Raw genomic sequence first — 11,930 nt, 5'->3', positions numbered from 1 at the left:
TGATATATTCTTGACAAGAAACGAAGTTATCCGAACTGCCAACCCAACAGGTTCCAATAGTAGAAAAACAGAGTCATCACTACAGCCGAAAGTGCCACTAGTGTATAATGCACACGCTTGAAAGCTGTCCAGTATTTATTCTTCCAAACCAGTATAGCCGAGATTAGCAAAGCTAAAGTCAGTCCAACCAAAAGGATTGGCATAACTAAACTGAGAGAAAGCGAAAGACTGATACCGCTGAACTTCTGCATCGTATCCATGGACATAACCACCATAAATATCGTAACGAAAGATAGCAGCGCCCACCCAGCAGTTCCCGCAGATAAGCGGATGGCCCACTTTTCCGGAGGCGTCATCGCCTTGATCTTGCGTCTGGAGAAGATTAGTCCAAGCAATGCAGTGATGAAAATCAACCCCGAGCCGCCAAGTACGATAAGCCAAAACTTATTCTGATTCAAGAGTGGCGTACGCTCCAGTGGCATTTCCGGTGCCATACCTAAGAGCATATGTGTAACCTTACCGGTATCATTTGTGCGGAAGCCGATTTGTTCGGTGCCTCCCTCGAGCTGGAACAGATTCGGAGCGATTTCTCTATACAACTGTTGTTCACTACCACTTCCCAAAGATAGCTTATTATCCTTTACCTTAACATTTAGCTGGGCAAAAAAATTGAAAAATTTATCAATATCACTGTGGTTACGGCGTGTGAATTGATAGGTTCCCGCATATTTCTGAACAGATTCTGCAGAAGTGGAGAATTCAGGCTGCTTCGCTTCAGGATCGGGATAATAGCGCTCAAAAAAGGCATGGACTAGGCCTGCCGCGGAATCACCGCCCTGACCGCCGTTATAGGAAACAAAGATACCTACATGCTTGGCAGGCACAAGATAAAACTCTGTATTAAACATGGGGTCGGAACCACCATGAGTGATTAGTCTAAGACCATTGATGCGTTTCTCAGAGAACCCCAGATCTACTCCCGGCATACGTTTATCGAATTGGTACGCCGTTGAATGCATTAGTTCTGCAGTCTCCGTTCTAAGAATCTGCTGGTCACCATATTTCCCGTTCTGCAGATGGGCAATCATAAAGTGCGCCATGTCTACTGCTGATACTGTACCCGAGCCGGCAGGACGAAAGCCGCCCTCGAAGGTAGGTGTGCCAGGAATAAAGCTGCCGTTCTCACTCGTGTACCCTACAACTTGATTGGGTATGAATGACTCCGGCAAAGGCTCTACCACCGTCGAATATTTCATGTCGAGCGGATCGAAAATATACTTTTGTATATAGTCATTGTAAGGAACACCGCTGACTTCCTCCACAATCAGACCCGCGAGAGTAGCCCCGAAGTTCGAATAAGAACTCATCTCTCCGGGGGGTCTTACCCGTGCCAGCATATGCTTATTGAGTGTTTCCGAGATTGATCCCGGCAATTTGGCAGGGTCGGTAGTGATTTGATAACCCACTCCACCCTCTTCAAACCCCGCTGTATGTGTCATCAAATGGCGCATCGTGATCGGCTCAGGATATGTAGCAGGGATCTCCACTGATTTCAGGTAGGTGTTAATATCAGTGTCCAGATCTATCTTACCTTGTTCGACCATTTGCATCACCGCTGTCCAGGTGAACAGCTTTGTTGTTGAAGCGATTCGAAACATGCTGGTTGTCGGATTAACCGGTGCCGCTTCTTCCAGATTGGAACTGCCATAACCTTTGGTCAAAATAATCTTGCCGTCTTTTACAATGGAGATAACCGCTCCCGGAATTTGCAGCCGGTTCATATCTTTTTCCATAATTCCATCAACGAAGCTAGTCAGTCCCGCGGTATCATCGAGATTGGCAAATGCTTCAATTTGCGCTGCCGGCAGCGCGGTTTGACCCGTTTGGTTCTCAGCCGAGGCCTGTTTCCCGGGAAATACCAAGCTTGCGCCAAAGCCGGCACTAATCACAGCCAATAGGGTCAGACCAGCGATCAGCCTTTTTTTCATAGGTGTCAACATTATTATCCTCCGAGTCATCATTTATTGGGGTGGATGATCATCCGCCTAACACTTATAGAGATTATCAGAGTATTATGAATGGAACGTTAACAAGACAATAAAAAAACTAGACAGCAATCCACCCTTAAAAGTGACGGATCATAGTCTAGTTACATCAGAAAAATCTATAAAAAATCCCATAGCGAACGTATGCCTACAACCTTACTGTAGCTCAGTCCCGATCCCTTTTTCTCTAGCCTTCTTCACGAAGTATACCGCTGTTGCGATATCAAAAACCGCCATCCCCATCGGACAAAAGAAAATCGGCTCATCGGCTCTGAGTTCATTCAGGCAATGGCGCGAGACGACATCGGTAATCATTCGGGTATCGGCACGAGTTAACCCATGTTTCAGATGGAGCTGCTGTATGTCAGTGTTTTCGCGGCACACCTCATCCCAGTCGTCGACGATTATGGACTTCACCGAAGCTAATGCCTCAGGTTTATAATCACGCAGTGAAATATTCAGTAGAAGACTACCTTCCGCCGGAAGCATATCGATATATCTATGATTGGATACGGTACAGGTGATAAAGATATTGGACTTTCGATAAACGTCCGCCCACGTCTCCTCCACTTCTATCCTATCCTTATATATAGATGAGATGTCTGACAAATCTACTTCCCTTATATCAAAGATGCGGACACGTTCAACTCGATCTCCGTACAATGCCATAACCATTTGAAAATGATATTGCCCGATTGGTCCCCAGCCGATAATGCCAAGATAAATCCGTTCAAGTGAACGTGCCTGCAAAAAGTAGCCAATCATCAGTCCACTGATGGAAGCTGTCCTTACGATGCTGGGGAGCGGAGAGCTTAGGACGGATATAGGCTCGCCCGTAATGGGATCATTCAAGACAATGATGCTATGCGCGCGGGGAAGACCAACCTGGATATTATCCGGGAAGCTGGAAATCCATTTGATCCCTGCTGCGTTCACGTTCCCCCCTACGTATGCGGGCATTGCAATAATACGATTTTGAGGATTTTTATACCTTAGATAAGGTTTTACGGGCTGCGCGTAATCTCCAGAATCAAGTATGCGCACCGTAGTTTCTATCGATTCCACGAGAGAAGGCCAATCAAGCCCCACCTCCCGGATGTCCCGATCGTTTAAATACAGCATTCCACAACCTCCTTTTGCCGCTCGTTAAGCAAGGACATCTCCACCGTCAGCCGAGAACTCCTGCCCAAATTCATTCTGAATCCATGGGTCAGAGTATACCGTATCGAGGTAACGCTCCCCTTTGTCATGCAGGATCACCGCACAGACAGATCCTGGAGCCAATTCTTGCTCCATACGCCTAACAGCGGCAAGGTTAGCCCCTGAGGATGCACCGGCCAGAATCGATTCATTCTGAGCGAGTGCTCGGCATCCTTTTACGATATCCAAGTCTGAGACATGCACGATACGGTCGATTAAATCCGTTCTGCAGAAAGGGGGTACGATGCCAGCACCGAGTCCCGGGAACCGCCGTTTCTCTTTGTTGCCACCAAAAATAGTACTTCCCTCCGCATCGACGGCAACAATCTTAGTCTTCAGACCATGATCCCTTACATATTCCGCGAGACCTCGAATCGTGCCGCATGTACTTACGCTGCAAAACAAATAATCTACTTCCCCAAGCTCAGTCACGATTTCTTTCATGGTCGTATGGTAGTGGGACAAATAGTTATTTGCGTTTGCATATTGATTCGGCCAGTAGCTGCCCGGTATTTCCTCCAAGAGTCGCTGCACTCGATTCAGTCTAGCAGGCAGATATTCACCGGTCTCGGGGTCGGGATCGCTAACAAAGTCAATTTTTGCAGTTAATGTTTTCAGAATCTGCAGATTTGTTGTGGTAGTTCTTGGATCAACCACGCTAATAAACCGCAGCCCTAAATATTGGCAAATCATCGCCAAGCTAATCGCCATATTTCCCGAACTTGACTCAATAATAGTAGTTCCCGGCCCGATTTTCCCTTCCTTCCATGCCTCATGGATCATCCGCAGAGCTGGACGGTCTTTCGCACTTCCTCCCGGATTTAGCAGTTCCATTTTTGCGTAGACTTCGAACTCATTGTTCTGGAACAAATTATTCAGCTTGATTAATGGCGTTTTTCCGATAGTCGACAAGATACCGCCTTGGATATTTATGTCCACCTTAGCTTTGTCCTTCTGATAATATAACTTCTTGTTCTTGACCTGCCCGCTGGCCAGCGACTCCCCTTTAGCTACTATAATGATCTCAATATCATCAAGCAGATGGTTGCGAATCATCATCCCGATTTCCGGAATACACTCCCTGATTTCCTCTTTGATTACCGGAATAATAGAGGGCTTCACAGATTTACTCTTGATATAAATAGAGAGCGCATTGTTTTTTACCTTGACCCGAATGATCGCATCTTCAATATGACGGTATACGACCTGCTCGATATCGTACAGGCTGATCTTCTCACCGTGCTTCAGTTCTTGACCCACTCTTTTTACAATGGACTCAAAGCTTTGTTGTTCAACCCCGTCTATCATCACAGGCCTAAAATCCCTTACAACGTCATAAGTAACAAAACGAAGAGCTGGCAGCATCTTGCGGACAGTTGAGGTAAGCACCAGAATACTTTCATTGTTCCGAAGCGGCCTTACTTCTTCGTCTAACTCCTGAACCCCGATTCCTTCCGCAAAAATTCCGTCGGCAAAAATGTACCTGCCATGATCATGGGAGTAATAAGCGATCGTACCGATTTCAATGGAGCCGTAAGTATCGATGATATCTCTAGGATCAATACCAAACAAGCCAGCCATATTCCGCTGCCACTCAGGCGGAGCAATTTCCCCTACCAAAATAATCTTGCGAATTCCGAATTCACGCGGGTTTCCGGCAGCATATACGATATGGTCAAGGATGGACGGCATCGTATAGAGCAAGTCAGGTTTAAAAGCTTTAAGCTGTTCAATATGCTGTTCGATTGGCAGTTCAAAGGGCATTGAACTTTTCTCCAATCCTAACCTTTCAAAAATGGTCAGCGCAGTATTTGCTGCATGTCCAGTGCCCATATCCGCCAACGCTCTGTTACATCCGCTTCCCGCAATAAGCTCGCCGAATAGCTTCGTTTTAATATCCACATAGTGTTTGTCATCTTCCTCAGAGTAGAGGATTGCTTTTCTACGGCCTGAGCTTGTACCAGACGTCCTATAAACAGTCCAAGAAGGATCGATGGGTTGGTTATAATAGAAGGTTTCAAGTATTTTCGAAGACATAAGAGGTAAGTTCTGCAGGTTATAATTCGTTTTCTCCCCATCGATCAGCCCCTTGTACCAAGGGTATTCGTCCATTACTTCTTGCACCTTATTCTGCAATTTCCCGAGCAGCATCATAGCCGCCTCCCGTTGACCGCATGCTGCAGCCCAAGTTTAATAAATGCCTCCAATATTCATATGTAGAATTCTTTGCATGTGTTCTATTATTCTGTGTTTGCCCAAGCAAAAACTGCGTATTCCCGTAATATAGCCTATAGATATATAGAACGGAGGAACAAAATGAAGGAGCCAATACAGCGGATATCCAATAAGCTGACGAAAACAAGGGTACTGCTTAGAAAACAAGAGCTAAGGAAGTATATCCCGATAACGAAAAAAATGAATAAAAACGTACTCTATGAGATGTTGCAAAAACATAAAATGGTGTACATTAAGCCCTGCTGTGGATCTTTGGGACAGGGTGTAATCCGGATTGAAAGATCGCAAGATCATTCCTCCAAAAAACGACCAGCCTACAGCTATCAGTCCGGTACGCATAAACATACATTTTCTGATTACGAGATGGCTTATCGGGCAATCTCTAGCGAGACCCAAGGAAAGTCCTATTTGGCGCAAAAAGGGATTTGGCTTTTGGTTTATGAGGGAAGGCCATTTGATATCCGGGTTATGGTGCAAAGAAATCTTAAGGGTGGGTGGGAAGCTACAGGCATTGCGGGTCGCGTAGCTCATCCTCGCAAAGTGGTTACGAATGGGAGCCAAGGGGGAACGATTTATCCGGTAGAGGCATTATTAGAATCCTACACAAACGTAGAGAATAGTAGCGCGTTGATCCGGTCCATGCAACAAATCGGAGTGAACTCCGCCAGACAGCTGAGCACAGCCTATCCCGGCCTGCAGGAAATCGGTGTGGATATTGCTTTGGATCGACGCCTTAAACCATGGATCTTGGAAGTAAATACTGCCCCCGATCCGTGCCCGTTTACCAAACTGAATGACACCAGCATGATTGAGCGAATCGTCAAATATGCAAAAGCCTATGGCCGCACATACAATCTTAAATGCATGAAGTCCAAACAGGGTATGGTCTGAACGGATTTGATTGGTAATAATACAAACAGCCCTGATATATAAAAATCTCTACCAGAGCTGTTTGTGTTGTTTTAGAATTCGGAGTCGCTCACCTTAACAAGCATCTTCCCGAGGTTCGCACCTTGGAACAATTGCAGGAATGCTTCAACCACATTGTCGAATCCTTCAACAACTGTTTCTTCATATTTTAATTTACCTTCTGTTAGCCATTTTCCAAGCTCTTGAAGTCCTTCTGACTGGCGAGCTGCGTAATCACTAAGAACGAATCCTTTGATAAGGGAGCGGGTTTTGATCAATCTGCTCTGAATACGTGGACCCATATCTCCATCTGTACTATTATAGGAAGAAATAGCGCCACATAGGGGAATACGTGCATAATCATTAAGCAAGCTCATCACAGCATCTGAAATCGATCCACCCACGTTGTCAAAATAAACATCCACACCCTTTGGACATGCTTCTTCCAAAGCCTGGCCTAAATTTTCCGTTGTTTTATAATTAATGGTTGCATCAAAGCCAAGTTCTTTTTTCAAATAGTCGCATTTATCATCGCTACCTGCGATCCCAACGACACGAGCGCCTTTGATTTTGGCAATCTGTCCAACAAACATCCCCACTGAACCCGCTGCTCCAGACACTACGACAGTCTCTCCTTCTTTCGGCTGCCCGATATCAAGTAAACCGAAATATGCAGTGAGCCCTGTTAAACCTAGAACACTTAAGTAAGCCGATACAGGTGCAATCGAATCATCGATTTTGGTTACTGCTTTAGCATCTACAGTATTATATAACTGCCAGCCCAGCATACCGATGACTTTATCTCCAGCTTTGAATCGCTCCGATTTGGATTCTACGATCTCTCCCACAAGTCCTCCAGCGATGACTTCATTAAGCTGATACGGAGGAATATACGATTTAGAATCATTCATTCTTCCGCGCATATAAGGATCCACTGACAAATACAACGTACGTACAACAACTTGTCCTTCTTTTGCTTCAACTACAGGAATATCTTTGAACTCGAAATTTTGCTGGGTTGGCATGCCTACAGGACGTGAAATTAACAGGACCTGTTTATTTTTCAACTGATTCATAGATCACTACTCCATTAATATTTATTTTTGCTGCTACCTATAACTATTAACCAAACCCTGTACGTGATTATCAAATAGTTATAAAACTATCAAACTATCAAGAAAAAATTATAGGTTTCCGGACATATTATAAACTGTCCAAGAAACCCGGTAATAATTCGCTAAACGTATCCTCTCGAAGCTGGCTAATCTTATTCTGCCCCATACGTGTGACACTTACTAAATCAGCTTCATACAAAATCTTCAGATGGTACGACACATTGGATTTATCCATTCCCATAGATTCACCAATGGACCCACATGTATTGTTCTCCTTATGGAGATGAAGATAACGAATCATTTCAATTCGTTTCACTTCTGCTAATGCTTTAAAAATCTTCACTCGCTTTTCATCATCTTTTAAGGAATATTGTTCGATAGTCATAAAACTATTGTATTCTTCTGATTGCGCAAAGTCAATTTACAATCCCATTTCTTAATTGGATTCATTTTTGTATAATATACCAATCGGCATTAGCGCGGATCTATTTATAAGGAAAGAGGGGTGGTAGAAATGGACATTACCAAATACGAAAATCTTGTTCCCCGTGTTTTTTTGTTCGTTGATCGCCGATCCTTCCCGGATTGGGAGATTACGAGGAGTAAAATTGATTTCCATGATCTTACCTTCATCGTAGAAGGAAAGTCTGACTATTTTATTAATGGAGAGAAATTCACGGTTGAAGCCGGGGATATGCTCTATGCCCCTTCTGGCAGCATTCGGGAAGCTCAGACTTTCAAGGAGGCACCCATGCGTTCTTTTGCCTTCAATTTCTTCTGGGAGGGTGAGGACAATCATGTGCAGCTCCCTTTTGAGACTGTAACTAGGAATTGGAGAACTAAAGAGATTCTAGAGGATATTAAAGAATTCTCACATATCTGGATGGGCAAACAACCTTTCTACAAAATGAAGGCCCGGGCCATCTTTCAACTGATTGTGTACCGCTTATTAAGTATCGCCCACCATCAAGAAACACCTCTGATAGATCTAAGAATCCAAAAAGTGATGGCCTATATCATGGATCATTATTCGGAGGAAGTTACGATCAAGGAGCTGGCAGATTGGGTTGCCCTAAATCCCGTATATCTTGGTAAGCTGTTTAAGCAGAACACTGGCTCCACCTGTAAAGAATTTATAAACAAGGTGCGGGTGAACAATGCTGAGATGATTCTATCGGCAGGTGGTTTTAATGTGTCCGAAGTGGCAGCGCACTGTGGTTATCAAGATGTCGCCTACTTCAGCAACGTTTTCAAAAATATAAAGGGTTATCCTCCGTCATCTGCCCTGAAATAACGGAGGATTCGAAGCAACAACCTAGTTGTTCGCCCTTTTAATTCAGCCTAACTAAGAATGGACGCCGTCCCGCTAGTATAAAAGCTCTCCTCCGGCCCTAAATAGGAATAAGGAAGCTGGGCAGCGGACAATACAAGCTTTTGTAGAACCAGACCCGCATCCAATCCGTAAAAGCGGAGGGTATGAAGACCCTTCGTTAAAGCATGGCTGGTGGTTACAGCATGAATATTGTCCATAACCGCACGGCACCACGGTTCATTATCATGATTGCCGCCTTCAAAGTTCGTTGGTAAAGCATCCTTAATCACGGGTGCCTGATCATCGAAACCTATCGCATATTTTAACCGGCTAGTTTGTGACAGATTGTTTGTCGGCGCAATATACGCGGTTAAGCTATAATCTGTGTCCTGCTGCACTAGAATCCGATATTCCAGACAAGGTGCATCCTCCGGTTGTTCAAAAGATACAGCATCCGGAAACATTTTAACCGAGGATAAAGAACGTCCATAGCTGTCAATGGTCTTCCATACCACCCCTGATTTCGAAACACGAGTTATGGTATGCTCCGCTTCAATGGACACGATATTATGGGTCTCGATGAATGTCATCGGTGGCATATCCGGAATGTCTATCCAATCCACGGCTGCCTTCACCTTAATTATATTCCCGGCACCGGAGATCGTAATTTCGCCCGTCGATGTTTCTTTGACCTTCTCCCAATCTACGGAAACCTGAAGCGTCTCCCCTGCCTCAATCCAGCCGCGTATTTTCTCAAGCTTGATCCAATCTACGCTGCTCCGCACCTGATATTCAAAACCCGCTTCTCCACCGTTACTGATTGTGATGCGATAGTTTTCTTTTTGGAGATTTGTAAATACCGGAAGATTAGCTGTGCCGGAAACATACGCTTGTTCCGTTCCTTCCACATCGACAATCATTAAAGAACCTCTGGCGGGCGTCAAGGTGTTTACATCCGGATATTTCCACCCTTCTGCATTCCAATGTATATACCCTACATGAGGGGAACTCATCATTCCCTGCCATTTCCCATCCGAAATTCCGCTATTATAAACCAGCTCCAGATACTTATCCCGTTCGATGGTTTCGCGGGTCAGAGCAGCGTAAGTATTTGCCAACATACTATTTCGTTCAGCGTATAGATGGTTCAGTCCAGCATAAATTTGCATTTTGACCACATTGGCCGAGGCAACAGCAGGGAAATATACGAGCTGGAAGTAAGCATCCTTTAGTTGTTCCGGGATTAGCTCATCGTATTTGCCGGCAGCCTTCTCGATCATCACCGCTTGCTCCAGAACTCTGTGCGCCTCATTGTAATGGATAGGACTGAAGGTGGACGGATAAATAATTTCAGGCTTGCGCCGACCGTTCATCCGGATATAATCCCCTAACAATTGTGCGATTCCCAGACATGTCTCTTGTTCCAGCACATATCCGAATTGCTGCTCTACCCAACGGTTGGTGTATTCCACAGTCCGATTGATTGCACCTGTCCCCCAAGCCTCAAAATCGTAGGCCAAATCCAGAAAGTAGGAAATGGGCAATTCCATAGGCTTCAAATCCCCGACGTTCACAATCCATACATCACGGATGCCATAGTCAAATGCCATACACATTTGCTCCCAGACTTTTTCAAGCGGGGTCGTATTTAACCATTCATAGGAATGCGGACCACCATGGTAGTCAAAATGATAATACATCCCCCATCCTGCGCTGCGGTTACGTTCGTTTTTCGTCGGGATTTTGCGGAGATTGCCAAAGTTATCGTCAGCAAGCAGGATCGTAACGTCATTCAGAACATCCCAGTCCTTCAACCCTTCCACCCCGGCAGTGCCATACCAGTACTTCTCAACTTCCTTATAAACGGCCAAAATTTGCGGCGCATGTTCAAGATTGTATTTCTTCAATAGTTCTTTTTGCGTAAGTATAATGTCCTTCAGCAGATCAATATTCTCCTGGTCGGAGCCCTCCAGCGCAGAGTCACTTTCCCCCCGCATGCCTAGAGTAATCAAGTTATCAAAGTCCTGATTGCGCTTGATTCCGTCTTCCCAGAAATCTGTAATCGCCTGTTTATTACGGGCGAAATCCCATAGGTTACTTGTTCCGTATTGGCTGTATACCTTCTGCCATTCACTGCCTGCCCGGAATAAGGGTTCATGATGGGAGGTCCCCATAATAATTCCGTATTCTTGTGCATGCTTGGCGTTGGCAATCGGGCTGCTTTTACCATTCAGGCTGAATTCGGCGCTCCACATCGCCGGCCATAAATAATTCCCCTTCAAGCGAAGAATGAGTTCAAATACCTTGTCATAGAAATCTTCATTAAAGTCACCAAATCTTTGAGTTACCCAAGAACCTAAAGACGGCCAGTCGTCATTCAAAAAAATACCTCTATATTTAACCGAAGGCTCCTTGGAGATCACATGAAGCTTGTTATCAGGAATGGACAATGCCGGCTTCTTCTCCGGCACAATATCCGCCCAGTACACCCAAGGACTAACTCCAATCTTTTCGGAGATCGAATACAACCCGTAAATCGTCCCCCGTTTATCACTTCCTACAATGACGAGCGCCTTGTCCACTCCCGCTGTGGGTTGTTCAACCACCTGAATTTTATAACATTCTCTTTTACCTTGGATGACCGATACATCAACGGTTCCCTCCGCGATTAAATTATCGATAAAATCATTACTCCCTATCGATCCAGTGATTATGACTGTTCCATCCAATTCGTTCAATTGTGTATATATCTCAGGCTCAACCTCTGTTACCTGTTTAACATCTACTGCAAAAGACTGTGCCACCCGGCGTAATCCCTCATAATCTTTCCCCTTGGGGTCTACGTAAATCTTGGCAGCACTGCCCTGCTTCACAAGGTGCAATTCCTTCGTAGGCATGATAATTCTCCCCTTAAGCATCCTATTTTCGTATGACTAGGCACATTATATAAGTAAGCGATTTCAACATCCATGTGTAAACTAGCAACTTTTTGTAATTATTAAATGAAACTTTGTTTATCGGTTGAACAATCTGGATATTTGGTGTTACTGTTAACAGGTATTCCTTCTAACAGAAGCATGTTTTTTGCAAACGCATCCATAACAAGAAAAGCTT

The 11,930-nt window shown here is 44.7% G+C and carries 8 protein-coding genes; 2 read left to right on the top strand and 6 right to left on the bottom strand.

The features are described from left to right. Positions 1–26 precede the first annotated feature (26 nt). From MHH89_RS02285 to sbnA, 3 genes are all read right to left on the bottom strand, one after another. A complete protein-coding gene (locus MHH89_RS02285; protein ID WP_256716553.1) occupies positions 27–2,000 on the bottom strand; it encodes a serine hydrolase domain-containing protein in 1,974 nt (657 codons plus the stop codon). A gap of 201 nt (positions 2,001–2,201) precedes the next feature. Beyond that, complete coding sequence (locus tag MHH89_RS02280) at positions 2,202–3,167, bottom strand: 2,3-diaminopropionate biosynthesis protein SbnB (RefSeq protein WP_076186487.1); 966 nt, start codon at positions 3,165–3,167, stop codon at positions 2,202–2,204. A gap of 24 nt (positions 3,168–3,191) precedes the next feature. Next, positions 3,192–5,399, bottom strand: a complete 2,208-nt coding sequence (gene sbnA / locus MHH89_RS02275; RefSeq protein WP_305954084.1) for a 2,3-diaminopropionate biosynthesis protein SbnA — start codon at positions 5,397–5,399, stop codon at positions 3,192–3,194. A 162-nt stretch (positions 5,400–5,561) separates the two neighbouring features. Here sbnA and MHH89_RS02270 point away from each other — a divergent pair, with 162 nt between their 5' ends. Next, positions 5,562–6,371: a YheC/YheD family protein gene (locus tag MHH89_RS02270; protein WP_076309888.1), complete on the top strand. Its 810-nt coding sequence runs from the start codon at positions 5,562–5,564 to the stop codon at positions 6,369–6,371. A 71-nt stretch (positions 6,372–6,442) separates the two neighbouring features. Here MHH89_RS02270 and MHH89_RS02265 read toward each other — a convergent pair whose 3' ends face one another. After that, positions 6,443–7,465 carry an NADP-dependent oxidoreductase gene (locus MHH89_RS02265; RefSeq protein ID WP_076186483.1) on the bottom strand — a complete coding sequence of 341 codons (1,023 nt, stop codon included), beginning with the start codon at positions 7,463–7,465 and terminating at the stop codon, positions 6,443–6,445. Positions 7,466–7,592: 127 nt separating this feature from the next. Next, complete coding sequence (locus MHH89_RS02260) at positions 7,593–7,889, bottom strand: ArsR/SmtB family transcription factor (RefSeq protein ID WP_038569940.1); 297 nt, start codon at positions 7,887–7,889, stop codon at positions 7,593–7,595. A 129-nt stretch (positions 7,890–8,018) separates the two neighbouring features. Between MHH89_RS02260 and MHH89_RS02255 the strand changes: the two genes are divergently transcribed. Further along, a complete protein-coding gene (locus MHH89_RS02255; RefSeq protein ID WP_341086208.1) occupies positions 8,019–8,798 on the top strand; it encodes an AraC family transcriptional regulator in 780 nt (259 codons plus the stop codon). A 47-nt stretch (positions 8,799–8,845) separates the two neighbouring features. Here MHH89_RS02255 and MHH89_RS02250 read toward each other — a convergent pair whose 3' ends face one another. Continuing rightward, complete coding sequence (locus MHH89_RS02250; RefSeq protein ID WP_341086207.1) at positions 8,846–11,713, bottom strand: glycosyl hydrolase 115 family protein; 2,868 nt, start codon at positions 11,711–11,713, stop codon at positions 8,846–8,848. Positions 11,714–11,930: the final 217 nt, after the last annotated feature.

Source organism: Paenibacillus sp. FSL H7-0323 (genome assembly GCF_038002725.1).
GTDB classification, from domain to species: Bacteria; Bacillota; Bacilli; order Paenibacillales; family Paenibacillaceae; genus Paenibacillus_AQ; species Paenibacillus_AQ odorifer.
Note: the sequence above shows the minus strand (reverse complement) of the source record. Positions and strands in the feature narration are given on the sequence as shown.

What these genes read in the sequence shown, in the direction of transcription:
- MHH89_RS02250 (WP_341086207.1), bottom strand. Translation starts at nt 11,713, where the DNA reads ATGCCTACGAAGGAATTGCACCTTGTGAAGCAGGGCAGTGCTGCCAAG.
- sbnA (WP_305954084.1), bottom strand. Translation starts at nt 5,399, where the DNA reads ATGATGCTGCTCGGGAAATTGCAGAATAAGGTGCAAGAAGTAATGGAC.
- MHH89_RS02270 (WP_076309888.1), top strand. Translation starts at nt 5,562, where the DNA reads ATGAAGGAGCCAATACAGCGGATATCCAATAAGCTGACGAAAACAAGG.
- MHH89_RS02280 (WP_076186487.1), bottom strand. Translation starts at nt 3,167, where the DNA reads ATGCTGTATTTAAACGATCGGGACATCCGGGAGGTGGGGCTTGATTGG.
- MHH89_RS02260 (WP_038569940.1), bottom strand. Translation starts at nt 7,889, where the DNA reads ATGACTATCGAACAATATTCCTTAAAAGATGATGAAAAGCGAGTGAAG.
- MHH89_RS02285 (WP_256716553.1), bottom strand. Translation starts at nt 2,000, where the DNA reads ATGTTGACACCTATGAAAAAAAGGCTGATCGCTGGTCTGACCCTATTG.
- MHH89_RS02255 (WP_341086208.1), top strand. Translation starts at nt 8,019, where the DNA reads ATGGACATTACCAAATACGAAAATCTTGTTCCCCGTGTTTTTTTGTTC.
- MHH89_RS02265 (WP_076186483.1), bottom strand. Translation starts at nt 7,465, where the DNA reads ATGAATCAGTTGAAAAATAAACAGGTCCTGTTAATTTCACGTCCTGTA.